At 35.5% G+C, this 17,848-nt stretch carries 20 protein-coding genes and 1 pseudogene; 14 read left to right on the forward strand and 7 right to left on the reverse strand.

Annotated features, from left to right (window positions below; genetic code table 11):
- Positions 1-7 precede the first annotated feature (7 nt).
- Complete coding sequence (locus ACFQU5_RS12145; RefSeq protein ID WP_390288110.1) at positions 8-856, forward strand: SIR2 family NAD-dependent protein deacylase; 849 nt, start codon at positions 8-10, stop codon at positions 854-856.
- A 91-nt stretch (positions 857-947) separates the two neighbouring features.
- On the opposite strand, the gene ACFQU5_RS12150 is transcribed toward ACFQU5_RS12145, so the two are convergent.
- Positions 948-1,499 carry a cysteine hydrolase family protein gene (locus tag ACFQU5_RS12150; protein ID WP_390288112.1) on the reverse strand — a complete coding sequence of 184 codons (552 nt, stop codon included), beginning with the start codon at positions 1,497-1,499 and terminating at the stop codon, positions 948-950.
- A gap of 131 nt (positions 1,500-1,630) precedes the next feature.
- On the opposite strand from ACFQU5_RS12150, the gene ACFQU5_RS12155 reads away from it, so the two are divergent.
- The gene (locus ACFQU5_RS12155) at positions 1,631-2,080 is read left to right on the forward strand and encodes an Lrp/AsnC family transcriptional regulator (RefSeq protein ID WP_390288114.1); all 450 of its coding nucleotides are present in this window, start codon (positions 1,631-1,633) and stop codon (positions 2,078-2,080) included.
- A 576-nt stretch (positions 2,081-2,656) separates the two neighbouring features.
- Here the strand turns inward: ACFQU5_RS12155 and ACFQU5_RS12160 are convergent.
- Complete coding sequence (locus tag ACFQU5_RS12160; protein WP_390288116.1) at positions 2,657-3,553, reverse strand: LysR family transcriptional regulator; 897 nt, start codon at positions 3,551-3,553, stop codon at positions 2,657-2,659.
- A gap of 316 nt (positions 3,554-3,869) precedes the next feature.
- Here ACFQU5_RS12160 and ACFQU5_RS12165 point away from each other — a divergent pair, with 316 nt between their 5' ends.
- The 6 genes from ACFQU5_RS12165 (at position 3,870) to ACFQU5_RS12190 (ending at position 10,182) form a co-directional block, all read left to right on the forward strand.
- Positions 3,870-4,991, forward strand: coding sequence for an alpha/beta hydrolase (locus tag ACFQU5_RS12165; RefSeq protein ID WP_390288118.1), 1,122 nt, complete (start codon positions 3,870-3,872; stop codon positions 4,989-4,991).
- Between the two features lie 288 nt (positions 4,992-5,279).
- Entirely contained in the window at positions 5,280-5,846 is a 567-nt protein-coding gene (locus ACFQU5_RS12170; protein WP_390288120.1) for a cyclophilin-like fold protein, read from the forward strand.
- 95 nt (positions 5,847-5,941) lie between these two features.
- Entirely contained in the window at positions 5,942-7,027 is a 1,086-nt protein-coding gene (locus ACFQU5_RS12175; protein WP_390288122.1) for a PQQ-dependent sugar dehydrogenase, read from the forward strand.
- Positions 7,028-7,369: 342 nt separating this feature from the next.
- Positions 7,370-8,149 carry a cytochrome P460 family protein gene (locus ACFQU5_RS12180; RefSeq protein WP_390288124.1) on the forward strand — a complete coding sequence of 260 codons (780 nt, stop codon included), beginning with the start codon at positions 7,370-7,372 and terminating at the stop codon, positions 8,147-8,149.
- Between the two features lie 88 nt (positions 8,150-8,237).
- Complete coding sequence (locus ACFQU5_RS12185) at positions 8,238-8,951, forward strand: DUF4405 domain-containing protein (protein WP_390288126.1); 714 nt, start codon at positions 8,238-8,240, stop codon at positions 8,949-8,951.
- A 58-nt stretch (positions 8,952-9,009) separates the two neighbouring features.
- On the forward strand, positions 9,010-10,182 hold the full coding sequence (locus ACFQU5_RS12190; RefSeq protein ID WP_390288128.1) for an MFS transporter: 1,173 nt from the start codon (positions 9,010-9,012) through the stop codon (positions 10,180-10,182).
- Positions 10,183-10,343: 161 nt separating this feature from the next.
- Here the strand turns inward: ACFQU5_RS12190 and ACFQU5_RS12195 are convergent, their stop codons facing one another.
- From ACFQU5_RS12195 to ACFQU5_RS12210, 4 genes are all read right to left on the reverse strand, one after another.
- Entirely contained in the window at positions 10,344-10,751 is a 408-nt protein-coding gene (locus ACFQU5_RS12195; RefSeq protein ID WP_390288130.1) for a cupin domain-containing protein, read from the reverse strand.
- A 26-nt stretch (positions 10,752-10,777) separates the two neighbouring features.
- Positions 10,778-11,542 (reverse strand): aldo/keto reductase, encoded by a 765-nt coding sequence (locus tag ACFQU5_RS12200; protein WP_390288132.1) that lies wholly within the window; start codon positions 11,540-11,542, stop codon positions 10,778-10,780.
- Between the two features lie 121 nt (positions 11,543-11,663).
- Positions 11,664-11,975 carry a carboxymuconolactone decarboxylase family protein gene (locus tag ACFQU5_RS12205; protein ID WP_390288134.1) on the reverse strand — a complete coding sequence of 104 codons (312 nt, stop codon included), beginning with the start codon at positions 11,973-11,975 and terminating at the stop codon, positions 11,664-11,666.
- Positions 11,976-12,004: 29 nt separating this feature from the next.
- On the reverse strand, positions 12,005-12,421 hold the full coding sequence (locus ACFQU5_RS12210; protein ID WP_390288136.1) for a carboxymuconolactone decarboxylase family protein: 417 nt from the start codon (positions 12,419-12,421) through the stop codon (positions 12,005-12,007).
- A 220-nt stretch (positions 12,422-12,641) separates the two neighbouring features.
- Here ACFQU5_RS12210 and ACFQU5_RS12215 point away from each other — a divergent pair, with 220 nt between their 5' ends.
- The 5 genes and pseudogenes from ACFQU5_RS12215 to ACFQU5_RS12235 form a co-directional block, all read left to right on the forward strand.
- Complete coding sequence (locus ACFQU5_RS12215; protein WP_390288138.1) at positions 12,642-13,187, forward strand: TetR/AcrR family transcriptional regulator; 546 nt, start codon at positions 12,642-12,644, stop codon at positions 13,185-13,187.
- A gap of 178 nt (positions 13,188-13,365) precedes the next feature.
- Positions 13,366-13,782 (forward strand): MerR family transcriptional regulator, encoded by a 417-nt coding sequence (locus ACFQU5_RS12220; RefSeq protein WP_390288140.1) that lies wholly within the window; start codon positions 13,366-13,368, stop codon positions 13,780-13,782.
- 205 nt (positions 13,783-13,987) lie between these two features.
- Positions 13,988-14,959 carry an alpha/beta hydrolase gene (locus ACFQU5_RS12225; RefSeq protein WP_390288142.1) on the forward strand — a complete coding sequence of 324 codons (972 nt, stop codon included), beginning with the start codon at positions 13,988-13,990 and terminating at the stop codon, positions 14,957-14,959.
- A 212-nt stretch (positions 14,960-15,171) separates the two neighbouring features.
- Entirely contained in the window at positions 15,172-15,375 is a 204-nt protein-coding gene (locus ACFQU5_RS12230; RefSeq protein WP_390288144.1) for a hypothetical protein, read from the forward strand.
- 750 nt (positions 15,376-16,125) lie between these two features.
- A pseudogene (locus ACFQU5_RS12235) lies at positions 16,126-16,296 on the forward strand (GNAT family N-acetyltransferase); the annotation flags it as partial.
- A 154-nt stretch (positions 16,297-16,450) separates the two neighbouring features.
- Here the strand turns inward: ACFQU5_RS12235 and ACFQU5_RS12240 are convergent.
- Entirely contained in the window at positions 16,451-16,993 is a 543-nt protein-coding gene (locus ACFQU5_RS12240; protein WP_390288146.1) for a CBO0543 family protein, read from the reverse strand.
- 353 nt (positions 16,994-17,346) lie between these two features.
- Between ACFQU5_RS12240 and ACFQU5_RS12245 the strand changes: the two genes are divergently transcribed.
- Entirely contained in the window at positions 17,347-17,811 is a 465-nt protein-coding gene (locus ACFQU5_RS12245) for a transposase (protein WP_390288148.1), read from the forward strand.
- The last annotated feature ends 37 nt before the right edge of the window (positions 17,812-17,848 follow it).

A 17,848-nucleotide genomic window follows, 5' to 3' on the forward strand; every position in this document is an offset into this window, starting at 1 on the left:
GTTATTTATGAAAGAAACATATGAAGAAATAATTCAACAAATCAATAAGGCAGATGCTATTTTAATTGGAGCGAGTAATGGGCTTTCGATTTCAGAGGGGTACCATATCTTTGCGGAGGACGATGCTTTTTTAACCTACTTTAGTGAATTTCGTGAAAAATATGGAATCCGTAGCATTGTCCAAGGTGCCTTTTTCCCATTTCCTACGATTGAAGAAAGATGGGCATTTACGAGTAGTATCTATGCGTACTTTTCAAGAGAGAAGCAAGTAGGTCATGTCATGAATAATCTATATGAGTTGCTGAAGAATAAAAATTATTTTATCGTGACATCCAATACCGATGGGCACTTAGTCAAGGCTGGCTTCGTAAACGAACGTCTATTTGAAATCGAAGGTAATAGCAATCAACTTCAATGTAAACAAGCCTGTCATGACCACATTTACGCAGGTGAAGAAGTATTACAGGCCATGTTTGAACAAAAGGAAACCGGACGTGTGAGAACTGAAATGATGCCGAAATGTCCTAAATGCGGTGGAGAGATGCAAGTGCATGTCGAAGTTGATTTGAACTTTTTAAAAGGTCAGGCATGGCAAGCTAGCTTTCAAGCGTATCAAGATTTTATTCAGCAGGCGAGTGGCAAAAAATTGGTGCTACTGGAATTAGGGGTAGGTGCGAGAAATCAACTCATTAAAGCCCCATTTATGGAATTGACCTATTTAGAGCAAAATGCAACGTATATTACATTGAACAAAGGACAAGTGTATATTCCTGAAGCGATTGAATCAAAATCAATTGGTGTGGATGCAGACCTAGCGGATGTACTCGCGCAACTCGTTCAATTAAGCAAAAAATAATGCATTAAAATCGATTGCCTGATGAAATATCTATGTACGTAACAACACAAAAAGACTGGAATTATGATTCCAGTCTTTTTGCGCTAAATGTTTAGTTTTGACTTAAAAAATCTTCAGTTGATATCACTTGTGCAAATACACCATGAATGCCCGCCATATATGAATAGTGAACTTGTTCAGCAGTTAGCTGGACACCGTTATAGCTTAAAGCAAGTGTTGTACATGCATTTTCTAAAACAGTCACTTCAAAGCCTAAATCAGCAGCAGCACGAACCGTACTATCTACACACATATGTGTCATCATACCAACGACTACTAATTTTGTAATGTTTTTTTCTTTCAGCTTTTTTTCTAAATCTGTATTTAAGAAGCTGTTCGGTGCATATTTAACCGTCACATCTTCAGTTCCTAAAGGTGCTACGCTAGCGTAAATTTCAGCACCATCTGTATCTGGTAAGAAAAATCCGACAGAAGGGTCGTTTGCTAAATGTTGCACATGAAAAATATTGTCTTTGTTATGTTGTCTAAACCAAGCTAAAGCTTTTGCAGCATTTGTTGCAGCTTGTTCAGGATTATTTAACTCCATTTTCCCATTCGGAAAATAATCGTTTTGAATATCAATGATAATTAATGCTGTATTCATCAAATCACCTCATACTAAGATTGTTATAGTAAACTATAACTGTACTATTAATGATACTAAAAAATAAAAAAATCTCGATAAGTTCGTGAAAGAGTTTAAGAACAGTTTATTTCACGATGAAAGGAGTTTCTATGAAATTAGATACGATTGATGTTCAAATCCTTCAATTGCTTGCAAAAAACGCACGGATGCAGTGGAAGGATCTTGGGGAAATGATTCATATGTCAGGCCAAGCAGTAGGAAATCGAATTAAAAAGTTAGAGGATAATGGGACAATTAAGGCTTATTCTGTAATGGTCGATGAATTGAAAATTGGCCTTACATATACCGCATTTATTATTATTTTTATGAAATCGACGAACCATGAGGGCTTTAAGCAGTTTATTAGTGATAAAAAAGAAATCGTTGAAGCACACCGTATTTCAGGAGGTGGCTGTTATCATTTAAAAGTAAAGGTAAACGTGCAAGAATCTTTGAATGAATTGTTAGACGAAATTTTAAAATTCGGAAATTACGAATTATACCTATCCATTAATGAAATCAAGCATACGCATTCAATGGATGCCATGTTAGAGGGATGATTGAATAGGATTTATAAAAGCAGTATGAACTGGAGAAACATTACCAAGGTGTCGCTATTCAAAAAAATACAATTGACCCATTAATAACAGTAATCATTTCTGAAAACAGTGAACTATCTAACGAAAATTTTCAAAAGGAGTTAGAAGACTTATTATACTCCAAGAATTCTGAATTACCGAAGGGTGATATTCCTTATAGAATTAAAGTAATAGAAGGATGATGTGAGGACAAATTCATTTATTCCACAATCGGGCGCTTTCCTTGAATAAGGAAAGGGTCTTTTTCAGTTAAGGGCCAGATTATTGAATATGACTCAATAAATGTTAAAATTCAGATTGAGATTGTAATGTATTGCTTTTTTCGAAAGATATGGATTAATATGAGAACTTTTCCCCACTCCATTGTGGAACCTTAGTTAGAAATATTTTATTATATTTTCAGATTGTTTAATCAAAGCTAGACTTACTATTATACAAACTCTTCATTGAATAAACTAAAACAGACAGGAAAATTTATCCTGTCTGTTTTTTTATCTAACTAAGATAACCTATCATAATGTTAAAGCTATTAAAAATTTATTCAGTTCGGTTGCATTTTTCAATGTTATCTCGAATTTGTTCTAAAAATTTTATCGCCGCATGTGAGAAAACTTGGTGTTTTTTCCAAATAATATTTAAATTTGCTTTTAATCGTGGATTTAAGGGTTTAAAACAAAGGTTACTGTTTCCTGACGTATTTATCAGCTTATCTAAGCATAAAGCATATCCAAGATCTTCTTCAACCATAATTGCAGCATTATAAAGTAAGTTGTATGTTCCAGCTATATTTAAACTTTTAACATCTTGCCCAAACCATCCTGTCATTTCGTTATCCACCGTTGTTTGACGTGAAATTAATAAAGGCTTATCGATTAAATCCGTTGGTTGAATAAATTCTTTCTTAGCTAAGGGGCTATCTTTTCTCATCAGGACACCCCAAGTATCTGTAGCAGGCAACTGCAAGAAATCATATTTTTGCTTATCAGTAGGTTCAATGACAATGCCAAAGTCTAATAAACCACTGTCTAATTTATCAGCAATATCATCTGCATTACCGCTGTATAAGTGAAATTGAACGTCTGGATGTTTTTGTATTAAGTCTTTTAGTGCCTCGGCAATAAAGCGTATTGCCTCCGTTTCTCCACCACCAATGTATATTTCTCCACTAATAATTTCTGTTGGTTGATTAAAGTTTGCTTCTGTCTTATCAACTAATCTCACAATTTCTTTCGCTTTAGTTAATAAAAACAAACCTTCTGTAGTTAAAGTGATTTTTCTGTTTCCTCTGATAAATAAGGGCGTTCCTAATTCTGACTCTAAGTCACTTAACTGCCTTGATAATGTCGGTTGTGATAGATGTAAATATTTTGCTGCTGCTGAAATACTTTGGTGGTTCGCTACAGCAATAAAGTAACGTAATAATCGAATCTCCATAATTAACCTCCTATGCTTTTTGAGTATACTAAAGTATTTGATATAGGTATTTGATATTGGAATTTTATCATTTTATGATGTTATTGAGAAGAAAAGAAAAATAAAGGAGTGATGATATATAAAATTTTTAGGATTAAGAAATTGTTATTGCAAGAGATTTTAACCGAGTTGGTGCAATAACAATTTGGTTTTGTAAAAAGAACTGACCATAAGTACCAAATCATATCAATTTACAAAGAAGCTTATAATTTATCACTTTTGACACAATTTCACTCAATTAGAACATCCAAATCAAACAAATAATAGGAGGTCTATAATGAACAAAAAATTATTAGCAACGTTTGGGACAGCTGCTCTGGTCTTGATTTTAATTAGCACGATTATACTAGCTTCTGGCCAAGAGGACAATTCAGCTAAAAATGAAGACACTCAAGAAAAAAGTGGAGAAAACATCGTGCAAGCAAATACAGTTGATGCCACTGAATGGGACAAGACATTCCCTCAGAGCGACGAAGTGACTCACGAAAAAGTATCATTCGCTAACAGACTTGGAATTGAATTGGTTGCGGATATGTATATCCCTAATGATGTAGATTCTTCAACTGAATTACCTGCAATTATTGTCGGACATCCGTTCGGAGGTGTGAAGGAACAGACATCTGGCTTATATGCTCAGGAGATGGCAGAACGAGGCTTTGTGACCATAGCCTTTGATGCTTCCTACAATGGAGAAAGCGGTGGGGAACCACGTAATATCGCTTCACCAGAAGCATTTGTGGAGGATTTCAGTGCGGCAGTTGACTTTTTAGGAACACATGATTTAGTAGATCGTAATCGTATTGGCGTGATCGGCATTTGTGGTAGTGGAGGATTTACAATCAACGCTGCACAGGCTGACCCTCGATTGAAAGCAGTGGCGACAGTGAGTCTATATGACATGGGTCGTGCCAATCGTGAAGGTTTGGGGTTAGCACCTGTAGCGGATGAGGTGATGACTGAGGAAGAGTGGAGGGCAGCTTTAGAAGAAGCTGCTGAACAGCGCTGGATTGAGGCTGAAGGAGGAGAGCCAATACAAGACTTAGTAGGCTCTGCTGTCGAACTTAAACCTTCACAAGTAGCAGCAGCTGCTGAGTTTGCTGAATACTACGGTACACCTAGGGGACAACACCCTCGCTCTATGCCAATGAGCCTTACTAGCAGAGGGGCATTAATGAACTTCTTCCCATTTGAGCAGATTGAGACAATTAGTCCGCGCCCAATGCTATTCATTGCAGGTGAGAATGCCCACTCCAGATACTACAGTGAAGACGCTTATGAGCTAGCTGGAGAAGAAAAAGAACTCTATATTGTACCAGATGCGGGACATGTTGATTTATACGATAATATGGAGTTAATTCCATTTGACAAACTGGAGTCTTTCTTCCAAGAAAATCTCTAAAGAAAACATAAGATTTTTGTTGTAGATAGTGAGCCTTTTGTGTCAATCGTAGTCAAAGTTAAACCGCTGTGGGAATCCCGTATATATTTCGGGATTCACACTTTTTTAGTTTAAAACCTCCCTAGTAGATTGGGGGCAAGATACTCGAGTAGTCATTTCAAAATTAACTTACCAATCAATGGCAATTAAATCTATATCTTTCAATTTGATATGTTGTTGTCTTGAAGTGTTTTTTATCATTCATGCTAATATGCATTCAACTTATTAATAAATACAAGGGGAATTCAAATGATTAAAACCGTCCAAAAAAGATTGTTATCGATCATAACATCATTATTGTTTTTAACAGCGTGCAATAACAGCCCCAATCAGGAAAGTACAGATAGAGAAGAAAGCTTGACTACACAAAATAGAGAACAACAATCCTTAGATGATGTATCAAACAATGAGGATAGACAAGATTCTTCGCTTGAAAATGAAGGTTCAGATGCTATGGAAGAAACTAGATTAAGATTAACTTTTAACAACGAAGAAGTCATTGTCAACATGGATGATAATCCTACCAGTAAGAGTTTTATATCAATGCTTCCACTTACCTTAACATTTGAAGATTATGCAGGGACGGAAAAAATTAGTTATCCTCCAAATAAATTATCTGCGGAAGAGGCGCCATCCGGAATGGACCCTGCAGTAGGAGATTTAGCTTACTTTGCCCCATGGGGAAATTTAGCTTTATATTATAAGGATTTTGGATACTCAAATGGACTTATTAAACTAGGGAAAATTGAATCTGGTTTAGAAAAGCTTGAAAATCTTAATGGTGAATTTACAGTATTAATTGAAAAAATTGAATAAATGTGGTGCTACTACAGTCTTCAATGCATTTCAGTAAAAACTGCATTCGTGTTGATTCATTCTGAAATGAATTCGAAATATAGAGGTGAGAAAAGTTGATAAAATTATTAGCTCTAGTATTCATGGCGATCCCTTTAATTGTAGGGTGTTCTGAGAATGAACAACAAACTACAGAAAATGAAGAAAAGGAAATTCTTGAAGTTGAGCCAAATAATCTAAGATATGAAGTACTAGCAGGAAACCTTGAAGCACCTTGGTCCATCACAAAGCTAGAAAATACTTTCTATTTGACTGAAAGAAGAGGCTCTATTGTAAAAGTAGAAAATGAAAAAATGGAGAGACAAAGTGTGGAATTTGAAAAAGAGATATCCACAGCTTCAGAAGCAGGGTTATTAGGATTTGTACTTGCTCCAGACTTTTTAGAATCGCGTCAAGCTTATGCATATTATACGTATGAGGACAACTCTGGACAATTCAATCGGATTATCACACTTCGTTTGGTGGATAACGTTTGGAGAGAAGAAAGTTTACTGCTCGATAAAATTCCAAGTGGTAACTATCATCACGGAGGAAGACTTAAAATTGGACCTGATGAAAAACTTTATGCTACAGCCGGGGATGCATCTGAATCGTTTATAGCACAAGAACACAATACATTAGGCGGGAAAATTTTAAGAATGAATCTTGATGGTTCGATTCCAAATGACAATCCAATTCCCAATTCCTACATCTTTAGTTATGGGCACCGAAATCCTCAAGGAATTACCTGGTCATCTGATGGAACTCTATATGCTGGAGAACACGGCAACAATGCAAATGATGAAATCAATAGAATAGAAGTAGGTCTAAATTACGGTTGGCCAATTATCGAAGGTCATGAAGAACAAGAAGGTTTGGTTTCACCACTGTTTACTTCTGGTGATGAAGAAACTTGGGCACCTTCCGGAATGGACTATTATAAGGAAAAGTTATATGTTGCTGCTTTAAGAGGATCCGCAGTATTGGAATTTGACCTTGAGAGACGCGAATACCGAGAAGTGATAACCGGACTTGGCAGAATTCGAGATGTAAGAATTGAAGATGATACTCTCTATTTCATTAGCAACAATACAGACGGGCGCGGTACTCCTCAGGAGAATGATGATAAGCTATACAGAATTTCACTTTCAGAGTTAGATTAATTGAAAGGGATGAACTGTCATTGCCAAAGATGAAACAGTTGGGGAAAAGTGTAAAGAAAACTTGTGTAGAAACTGTCAGATTATTTTGCCTGAGACTTGGTATGTAATAAATTTAAAAGATATGAAAACTTTGCGAGCTGATTTGGAAGTAAAACGGAAACGAATGATTGAGGCAGGCATGCATTTAGGATTGTCATCCCCGGAAATTGATATATTGCATAATAAGCTTATTTCTATTAAATGTAATGAAATCTATAAATAAAACTAGAGTTTAGAAGCCAGAAAAAGGGCAGATACGAGTAAATCGAAACAATACAAAGATATTAGGAGGAGGAAAACAATATGAAAAAAAGATTGATTCAGCTAACTATATTGTTGCTTGCCCCCATCCTTACTGCTTGCAACAACAATGATACTGGTACAAAAGACAACTCTCAACAAGTAGAGAATTCAACTAACTCTCAACAAGAAGAGGATTCCTCTGGGGCAAAGTCAGGTGAATACGCTGAAATTGGCTCTGGTTCGCATCTTGTTAAATTCCCTGAAGACTTGGAAAAGGGAATCATATTTGCCACTTACGATCGAGGAGCAATTCATGAAAACATCTATGTAAATAGTAGGGAAGCAATTGAAGCAGTGCAGAAGGGAGAGGATCTTCCGAGCGGCACCGTGATTACTCTCGAAGGATTTCGTGATGGCGAGCTTGAGCATTACTTAGTAATGGAGAATCGTTCCGGCTGGGGTTCCCAGTATTCGCCCGATGAGCGTACTGGAGAATGGGAGTTCCAGGCATTTACTCCTGACAAAGAAGTGATGGCAGATGGTATTGGTGGACAAGCGATTGGACGATGCTATACCTGCCACGGAAATCAGGAAGAGGATCAATTTATGAATTCGTTAGATCAAATGAAAGAGTTTGATTTGGATGAGATTTCAAAATCAAAGAAGAGTAGTACAGAAAACGTTATTCTTACAGAACACTGGAAGGTAAGTGAGGTATCTTCAATGAATGATTCTAAAGACTTAATTAAAGAAGAAATTAATGAAGTAGATGGTGAGCATAAAGCGAAAATCATTCAGGACGTACTTTTGAGGATATATTTAAAGCAATTTGAAAGCTAATAGATTTCGCCATTAAAAGATTTTTCCATGGCCACTATAGTAACTAATTCAATTAAAAATGAAAAAGAAATAGAAAGGGGAAAATAGGTTGAATCGGAAAATGATATTTAAGCTTGTCAATGACCTTGTTATGACAGTTCTCATGTTAATAGCAATGGCCTACTATATAACCGGTAATATGATTCATGAAGTAGTAGGAGTTGTGGTGCTAGTATTATTTATTGTCCATAACTTGTTAAATCGACGTTGGTATAAAGCTATTTTAAAGGGAAAACATAATGTGCGGCGCATTCTACAAATCGGAATCAACCTACTATTTCTTGTAACGATGTTTGTGATGATGATGAGTGCTGTATTGATTTCTACTGATTTATTTCCTTTTATTCCTATTAATAACGACATGGTGCTAAGACAAATACATGTTCAGACTGCTTATTGGGGATTTATCATCATGGCAGTACATATAGGATTTTCGTGGGTAATGATTATCAATTCAGTACGGAGGATGACAGGTATTACTAGTACCAGCCGTATTCGTACGATTACGTTGCGTTTTTTAGCAGTAGTCATTGTTGCTTACGGGGTGCATTCATCCTTCGAGGAAGATATGGGTTATAAACTATTTGTTTACAGTCCATTTGGTTTGTTCAATGATAATTCAACTATAAGCTTTTTAATTAATCACCTATCTATCATGGGAATCTATATCGCTGGAACACATTATACTTTGAAATTTATTCAGAGCCAGGGACAACGAGCTGTTCAAAAAAGCGAGGATTTACAAAAAGTAACAGATTCATAATTTATCAAATTTAAGCACCTAGAATATGACAGTTTTCTGAAAGAAGGAAAAAATTTTTATGTCTAATCAAAACAAGTTACTTATATTTATATTAACCGTAGGAGCTTTCGGCATCATAAATACTGAAATGGGTGTTATAGGGATATTACCTTATATTGCAGATCACTTTCATGTCAGTGTAGCAAAAGCGGGATTGTTGGTAAGTCTTTTCGCCCTTACTGTTGCAATATCTGGTCCAACTATGCCGTTATTATTTTCAGGGATAAACCGTAAGAAGGCAATGTTACTTGTACTTGGTATTTTCGTTCTAGGGAACATTGTCTCTCTATATACATCTAACTTCACCGTTGCCATAATTGCACGTGTAGTTCCGGCTATATTTCAGCCAATCTATTTTACAGCAGCTTTTACAATGGCAGCCAATTCAGTTAGCAAGGAGGAAGCGCCAAAAGCTGTTTCCAAAGTATTTATTGGTGTATCTGCTGGGATGGTACTTGGTGTACCAATCGCAAGTTTCCTTGCTAGTACAGTTTCGTTCCAAATATCAATGGCATTTTTTGCTATAGTCAATGCTATTGTTTTTATTGCTACATTAGTATATTTCCCTTCAATTCCTGTTAAAGAAAGACTTTCTTACGGTGCTCAATTATCGGTATTAAAAAAACAGGTTACATGGCTTTCCATTGTTGCTGTCATTTTACTAAATTCAGCTATATTCGGGGTTTATAGTTATCTTGCTGAGTATCTCAAAACCGTTACGAATATTTCTGGGAAATCAATTAGTTTAATGTTAGTCCTTTTCGGAGGAGCAAATATTATTGGAAATATTATAGCAGGGAAGTTACTTACGAAAAATGCCATTAAAACTGTAGTATCTTTTCCTATTGCACTGGGTGCCGTTTACATCATTTTATTCTTCACAGGACAATTTACAGCACCTATGGCTATCATGACCTTAGTTTGGGGAATATTGGCTGGTGTAGGATCTAATATTAATCAATATTGGATTACGTCTGCAGCTCCTGAAGCTCCTGATTTTGCTAATGGATTATTTTTGTCTTCCGTTAACTTAGGAACAACCATAGGCACAGCAGCAGGGGGGATATTTATCTCACAATTAGGGACAAAATACGTCGTATTAGTGGGCATATTATCGTTGGTATTAAGTTTGGTATTTATTATATTAAGAAACAACAAGAGTTCTTCTACAAAACAACTTCTATATAAGTAAACATTCAATAAACCATAAAAGATTAATAGTTCATTGTTTAACTTTTTGGTAACGCATCTGCTTTTTACAAGTGTGTTACAATTATTAAACTAAGTTTTTTTAAAGAGTCAACCTACTAAAAAGAACAAATGCATCGAATCTATTGATTCGATGCATTTGTTTTATAATTTATTATAAGTTTCATCATCAACTGGTTCTAACCATTCCGGCGTACCTGCAGTGATTGCAATGTGTTCAAACCAGCTGTCTTTTGTAGCACCATGCCAGTGTTTTACGCCATCATGAGTGACAATCACATCACCAACTTTTAAGAATTGAGCAGGTTTTCCTTCTTCTTGATACCAACCTTCGCCACCCGTTACTAATAAAAGTTGAAATCCATCACGATGGATATGCCAGTTGTTTCGGCATCCTGGTTCAAAGGTTACATTCCCTACACCAACACTCACTTTAGGGTCAGCTACTAATGTTTGAAGATAACTTTGTCCCACAAAAAATTGTGCATAGGCATCATTTTTTTCGCCGACTGGGAAGATAACGCCATTTTTTACTTCTTCATATTTTGCCATTATAATTCCTCCAATTAACCTGGTTTTTATAATTTTCCGCCAAATACCGGGAAGAAGCTATGCTCACCATAATCCTGGATGCGCTCCATATTCTTTAAAGTTTCCATATCTTCATCGCTAATAGTAAAATCAAGCTCTGCATTGTTTCTCATGTGATCCGGATTTGCTGTTTTAGGAATTACTACAAGACCAAGCTGGATAGCATAACGTAGGCAAAGCTGAGCAACAGATACTCCATACTTATCAGCGATTACCTTTACCTCTGTATTATCGAGAACTGCACCGTGTGCAATTGGCGAATATGCCTCTACAAGGATGTCATTCTTCTGGCAGAAATCTATAAGTTCAAACGGAGTATTACTCACATGTGCCAAGACCTGATTTACCATAGGCTTGATTTCGCAGCTGGCAAGTATATTCTCTATATCATCCTGAAGGAAATTAGAAAGACCTATTGCCTTTACCTGGCCTGTTTTATAAGCATCTTCCATTACTTTCCATACTTCTTTGTTTTCCTCGAAGTAACGGTACTCTTCACGGAACTCCATCCAAGGCTGTGGACTGTGGATAATCAGAAGGTCAACGTAGTCCAGTCCCATCTTTGCTAAAGACTCATTAATGGACTGTGTAACTGCTTCATAGTTTTTTGCTTCTGCAGCAACCTTTGTCGTGATGAATAGTTCTTCTCTTGGGACACCACACGAACGGATTCCTTCGCCTACTCCAACTTCATTCATATAAGCGTGAGCGGTATCAATATGACGATATCCGATAGATACCGAGTCGCGCACTGCCTGCTCTGTCTGTGCATCGTCAAGGAGCCATGTACCAAGTCCTAATTTAGAATTTCTACACCATTTGATAATTTGTAAGTTCCGTTAAACATGATTTCATCTCCTTTGCATTGTTCTATTAATTTTCAGGAATAATTTCGTTGACGCAGGCTAATGCGTTAAGTGTTCTCGGAAAGCCCATATATGGTAGGCAGTGGGTGAGGGCGGTGATTAGTAGCTTTTTGTCATTGCCTACATTTACGATTCCCTGAACATGTGCCTTCACTTGACTTTGAGCACCACCTAACGCACTTATGATACACAGTGTCAACAATTCACGTGTCTTTAAATCAAGTCCACCACGGGTATAGAAATCTCCAAAGCTAAAAGCAGAAAGATAATCCTGTATATGCTTTTGATTGGGTGGGGCATTCTCTCGCATTTTTGCCATGATATCACCGAATATCTGTACCTGCACTCCTAGTCCTTTGTCAAAACGATTATCTTCATTAGTAGTGTTTTGACTTTCAATCGGTAAAGCGATTTTTTCTTTTCTTTAAAAACTTCATTCACTTCATTGAGTGCATTTAATGTTTTTGGGAATCCGATGTATGGAGCACACTGGTAAACAGCCTCTTTTATTTCAACAGGTGTTAGCCCAATGTTTAGCGATGCATGAACATGAGCCTTTAACTGAGGCAAGGTTTGATTAGTCACAAGAATAACAAGTGTAATCAACTCACGCATCTTATCGTCAAGGTTGCCTTGATAAAAAATCTCCCCAAAAATGAAATGGCTTAGAATATCCTGAAAATCAGGCTCAGTAGCATCTACAGTAGTTACTCCTTCACCAAATAGCTGTTTAAACTTTTCCTTGCTCTTCTCAATACGGTCCATAATTAACACACATTCTTAATATATTAAGCTACTATTATCCCAAGGTTAGTAAAATTTGATGTGTTAGCAAGTTGCATATTGATGCGTTATCGCACATCTGTATATAATATAAAGTGAAAAAAGGTATATCTGCAATAATCAATTTTTATCTATATGTGCGTTATTGCATAAATGGATGAAAATTGTGCGATAGTTTTAAGGGAGTTTGGTGATTACTACAATGTCTAAGGTAGATAGAAGAGTACAAAAATCTCAAGTAGCAATAAAAAATGCTTTTACTGAACTGATGTCTGAAAAAAGTGTTGATCAGATTACAATGCAAGATATTTCTAACAGGGCAAATGTGGGGCGAAGAACGATTTATGACCATTACATAGATAAATTCGATTTACTTGATAAGCTCATTGAGGAACATATCAACGAACTAAGGAAACTATGTGAATCGGCATCTGAAATGAGTTTTGTTGAGGGGAATCTGATTTGGTTTGAATATTTTGAACGTAATTACGCATTCTTTTCAACCATGTTAACAAGTAAAGGGGCTAGTTTGTTTCGTAGTCGTTTCTTTGAATTTGTCATAGATGAATTAAAAAGTGATGTAGATGTAATGAAAGGGATAAATAAGGGATTAAGTCAGGATTTAATTCTAAGATTCTTTGGAGCAGCTATTGTAGAGGTTGTGGAGTCATGGATTACTAAAGGATTATCTGAGCCAACGCAAGTCGTTGCAGAACAAGTAGGGATTCTTTTGGACAGAAACCTATAAAGGTAACTAGAAATCCTTTGGGAAAATATATTACCCATGGAATCATTGGTGGATCATTCATCTTGTTATTACCTCATTAAAATCACTGATTTAAATTAAAAGAAAAACAAATCCTATCATAGACATAGACCTAACTTTAGATTTAGGTTGGATTTAGATTGAATAAGGAGAGTAGAGGATGCGGTATACAATAGGAGAAGTAGCTAAGAAATTCAATTTAAATATCTCAACTCTTAGATATTACGATAAGGAGGGTTTAATTCCTAATCTTGAAAAGAATGAAAGTGGAAATCGAATCTTCGACGAAGAAGCCATTTCAGGATTAATTACAATTGAATGCCTGAAAAAATCAGGAATGTCTATAAAAGACATTAAAACTTTTATTGATTGGTGCCAAGAAGGAAATGAAACATTGAAAGATCGTCTAGAAATGTTTTTGGCCCGTAGAGAGGCACTCCACTCTCAAATCAAAGAATTAGAAAGCACATTGAATTATATTGATTACAAGGTTGAATACTATACTCAAGCCGTGGAGGATGGAACCGAAAAAATTGTTAAAGAGAAAATGTCTAACCCAAGACTCCTTAAAATGTAATAAAATAGTGAAGCCGTCGCCTATCTGATTCATAACGATCAGAATAGGCGACGGTTTTTAAGAAATAAGCGTAAAATTTGTCAAATTATTTGCATAACATCATTCCTAAAACTTCCTTGAAATCACACTTGACCTAAAGTTAGGTTTAGGGATTAGCATAATAGTGCAAGCACAATTCAAATAGCCAAAAGGAGAGGATTTAAAGATGAAAGAAGATTTAAATATTACACAAGAATGGGATAAAGTTTTTTCACAAAGTGAAAAAGTCAATCATCGTAAAGTAACTTTCCATAATCGGTATGGAATTACATTAGTAGCTGATTTATATGAACCGAAACATATTGAAGGAAAACTTCCAGCAATCGCTGTCTGTGGTCCATTTGGAGCAGTTAAGGAACAATCATCGGGTTTATATGCTCAAACGATGGCTGAAAAGGGATTTTTAACTATCGCTTTTGATCCCTCTTATACAGGTGAAAGTGGAGGAGCACCACGTTATGTTGCATCACCAGACATTAATACAGAGGATTTTCAAGCCGCTGTAGACTTCTTGTCAGTTCAAGAGAATGTTAATCCTGACAAAATAGGCATTATTGGCATCTGTGGGTGGGGAGGAATGGCTTTAAATGCTGCAGCTATTGATACAAGAATCAAAGCTACAGTCACATCTACAATGTATGATATGTCTCGTGTGAATGCAGAAGGATATTTTAACTCTATGGATGAGAATGCACGATACGAAGCACGAAAAAGTTTAAATGCACAAAGAATTGTGGATTATAAAAATGGAGATTACGCAAGGGCTGGAGGAGTTGTTGATCCACTTCCAGAAGATGCACCATACTTTGTAAAAGATTATCACGATTACTATAAAACAGATCGCGGGTATCACAAAAGATCATTAAATTCAAATGATGGATGGAATATTACCTCATCATTATCATTTATGAATATGCCACTTTTACAATATAGTAATGAAATTCGCAATGCTGTTCTCATGATACATGGTGAAAAAGCTCATTCTTTATACTTTAGTCAAGATTCATTTAAAAAATTAACAGGTAATAATAAAAAACTGACGGTTATTCCGAATGCTAGTCATACAGATTTGTATGACAAGACTGATATCATACCATTCGAGGAAATTACAGAATTCTTTCAAAAAAATATGATTTAATTAGTTATACAAATTGTTAATTAGAGTTGGCCGGCGAGCTAATCGCAACGAGTACATTAGTAGGTGATGCGCAAAGTTTAGCAATTGGCGGTGGCATACATCTGCGTCCATTGCTTTACGCGCTGCAACAAATTCAAAAGCGGGGATAATGGTATCTACTAAAGTTGCAGGAGCATTAGGAACAACAAAAGTTGGCTCATTAGTAGTAGGTAATGATTCTACAGTATTGGGGATGGAGTACAGCAGCAAGCACTGCAAGCACTGCAATTACGGCAACGGATACTTCCTTAATGGGTGCTACATTAGTTGCTATAACTGTGGGTGCATTTACCGTCGCAACAGCTCCAATTTTGGTTGTAACGACTCTAGCTAGTACAACACTTTCATTAGGTAAGAGTTTATTTCGTGGCTATTAATAAGTAAATAAAGCGTAGCAATCCAATTGGTGGAGTGCTACGCTTTTAATTATGTCTGTTTATCATTCAAGTCCGAGTTTATACGCCTTCTTTGGCTTTAAAATAAAGTTAAAAGGTATTAAAATATTTAAAAAGAGAAAAGGTCTGTTTTAAAAAGGTTATGTTGCTTTCGATATTGATAACTATGAAGAATTCAAATAACCTACTCAAAAAGTAAATTTCTTATTGTAAAAACATGGTGTTAGTATAATAAGTGTGTAGATATGTTTTTCAATAGAAATAGTTAATATGACAATCGGTATTCAACAATCGGGCCATATTGTGGAGTAACCCTCCCTAAATAAAAGTATAGGTAGTAAAGTATAGATAGTTCTTAGAATGTTCGCTCAAAATCGTCGGACAGGTCTGTTTATCAATATCTTTTCTAGAATCTATTTATTATAGGAGTGTAAAATGAATATTCTATTAAAGAAAATGTCAGAAAAAGAATTTACAATTTATTTCGAAGATAAGGTTCAGAGATATAGCAAAGTTCAATCAGAAAATGTACATGAGGTAAGCAGCGAAGACCCTCTTTCATAAGCACGTAAACAGTTGAATAATCTACTTCCTAAAGGAATAGAAACCACTAATCATCATTTATTTAATATATATGAAGAGGATTCGTTCATTGGATTTGTTTGGATAAAGGTTGAAAAGGAAAAGAAAAGTGCATTTCTTTATGAGATTTTTATTTAAGAAGAATACAGAGGTAAAGGTTTTGGAACTAAGGTAATGAAAAATGTTGAGGAGTGGTTAGAGCAGGAAGGGATTTATTACTTTAAACTACATTTTTTTGGAAGTAATGAAGGGGCTAGGAAACTCTATGAGGAACTCGGATTTGAAATAGCTGGAATAAATATGCTCAAAACTATTAACTAACATTTTGAATTTGTCATTTCGAACTAGTGGGGTTCAGTAGTTGAATCACAATCTTCCACAGTTCGGGCGCTTTTCTTTAATAAGAAAAGCACCTTTTTTCATGAGGAGGGACATTTAGTTGAATAAGGTGTAAGAATTTTAATATTAAACAAAACTATTGATAATTTTGATCCAGGTGTTTAAATATATTGATTAGCCATTTGAATACCATAGCTATGACAAAATAAGGTATCAATGAATAGATATATTTCCAATGAGAGGGTTCATATATCCCTAACCATACCAAAAATGGTTCCAAAAGAATTGCGAAAACAAATGCATTGATTGTTGTGGCAATTAAAAAAGTTTTCCATGTTTTAAAATATTGATAAATAATCATATAAATAATAGGCATTTGCAGTCTATGTATTTCAATAGGTAAATGCATAGGTGTTATTGTAATTGGGTATTGCCATAACCCAAACCAAGTACCTATTAAGTCTGCATATATTGCTACTGTCCCTACAAAAAATCCGTATGTGATAATCTCAAATATTCTTTTTTTGTCTAAAATAATAATCCATACAATGAATAAACCTATAGATGTAACTAATAGAATCCACCAACTCATAGTAAATACATTTTCACTTAACCAATACTCTGTTCTTGTATCTGTATACTGCTGTGTTAATCCAATAATATCCTTCCAAGTTGGCATCACAATCCTCCTAATTTAGAATTAATGCCCATTTTTATTATAAAAGTGAGTGTACCAATCAGCACTGAATAAACAGCTTCAATCATCAAACTGTCTTTTACTATTTCCTAATGATATCTTTTAACAATATCTCGGAAATATACTTATAATAAGCATCTCTTTACCTATTCAATATACGGGAGATTATTTTTATAAGTTTATGAAAATGAGATACTGTGGCATCTCATTTTCTTCTTTCATTAACATTGTAGGGTAGTTTAGAAATACGTTTAGTTTTGTTTCAACAATCGGGCGCATTTCGGTACTGCACCCCAAAAGTTAGAGTAAAAAACTAACTTTTGGGGTGATTTTTTATGACTAAATATAGTGAAGAATTTAAATTGATGGTTGTTCAAGAATACCTAAGTGGCTCTCTAGGATATCGAGCGATAGCGAAGAAGTATGGTATAAGTGATTCTCCATTAAGGAGATGGGTACGTGCCTATAAAGAGTTTGGGCATAACGGATTAACCGTTAAGAAAACGAAGCAGTTTTATTCTGTTCAATTTAAAATAGATGTATTAAACTTTATGAAACGAACAGGTGCTTCCNGAAAATTAAAGGGGCGCCAGTCTATGTCTAAGAAACAAAAACCAACAGTGAATAACCAAGAAAAAACAATGTCACGTGAGGAGCAGCTAGAACGCGAAAATGAACTGCTTCGTTTAGAGGTGGCTTATTTAAAAAAGTTGAAGGCTTTTCGAGAGAATTCAGATGCCTTCCTCGAAAAGCACAAGCTGCCATCGCCTTCGAACTTAAACAAGAAGGATTTCGATTAAAAGATGTTTTAAAACAAGTGGATATTCCAGAAGCGAC

The organism is Ureibacillus sp. GCM10028918, assembly GCF_042666115.1.
In the GTDB taxonomy this organism is placed as follows: Bacteria; Bacillota; Bacilli; order Bacillales_A; family Planococcaceae; genus Ureibacillus.

What these genes read in the sequence shown, in the direction of transcription:
- ACFQU5_RS12155 (WP_390288114.1), top strand. Translation starts at nt 1,631, where the DNA reads ATGAAATTAGATACGATTGATGTTCAAATCCTTCAATTGCTTGCAAAA.
- ACFQU5_RS12150 (WP_390288112.1), bottom strand. Translation starts at nt 1,499, where the DNA reads ATGAATACAGCATTAATTATCATTGATATTCAAAACGATTATTTTCCG.
- ACFQU5_RS12215 (WP_390288138.1), top strand. Translation starts at nt 12,642, where the DNA reads ATGTCTAAGGTAGATAGAAGAGTACAAAAATCTCAAGTAGCAATAAAA.
- ACFQU5_RS12195 (WP_390288130.1), bottom strand. Translation starts at nt 10,751, where the DNA reads ATGGCAAAATATGAAGAAGTAAAAAATGGCGTTATCTTCCCAGTCGGC.
- ACFQU5_RS12225 (WP_390288142.1), top strand. Translation starts at nt 13,988, where the DNA reads ATGAAAGAAGATTTAAATATTACACAAGAATGGGATAAAGTTTTTTCA.
- ACFQU5_RS12165 (WP_390288118.1), top strand. Translation starts at nt 3,870, where the DNA reads ATGAACAAAAAATTATTAGCAACGTTTGGGACAGCTGCTCTGGTCTTG.
- ACFQU5_RS12230 (WP_390288144.1), top strand. Translation starts at nt 15,172, where the DNA reads ATGATTCTACAGTATTGGGGATGGAGTACAGCAGCAAGCACTGCAAGC.
- ACFQU5_RS12220 (WP_390288140.1), top strand. Translation starts at nt 13,366, where the DNA reads ATGCGGTATACAATAGGAGAAGTAGCTAAGAAATTCAATTTAAATATC.
- ACFQU5_RS12240 (WP_390288146.1), bottom strand. Translation starts at nt 16,993, where the DNA reads ATGCCAACTTGGAAGGATATTATTGGATTAACACAGCAGTATACAGAT.
- ACFQU5_RS12145 (WP_390288110.1), top strand. Translation starts at nt 8, where the DNA reads ATGAAAGAAACATATGAAGAAATAATTCAACAAATCAATAAGGCAGAT.
- ACFQU5_RS12205 (WP_390288134.1), bottom strand. Translation starts at nt 11,975, where the DNA reads ATGGCAAAAATGCGAGAGAATGCCCCACCCAATCAAAAGCATATACAG.
- ACFQU5_RS12190 (WP_390288128.1), top strand. Translation starts at nt 9,010, where the DNA reads ATGTCTAATCAAAACAAGTTACTTATATTTATATTAACCGTAGGAGCT.
- ACFQU5_RS12160 (WP_390288116.1), bottom strand. Translation starts at nt 3,553, where the DNA reads ATGGAGATTCGATTATTACGTTACTTTATTGCTGTAGCGAACCACCAA.
- ACFQU5_RS12180 (WP_390288124.1), top strand. Translation starts at nt 7,370, where the DNA reads ATGAAAAAAAGATTGATTCAGCTAACTATATTGTTGCTTGCCCCCATC.
- ACFQU5_RS12170 (WP_390288120.1), top strand. Translation starts at nt 5,280, where the DNA reads ATGATTAAAACCGTCCAAAAAAGATTGTTATCGATCATAACATCATTA.
- ACFQU5_RS12210 (WP_390288136.1), bottom strand. Translation starts at nt 12,421, where the DNA reads ATGGACCGTATTGAGAAGAGCAAGGAAAAGTTTAAACAGCTATTTGGT.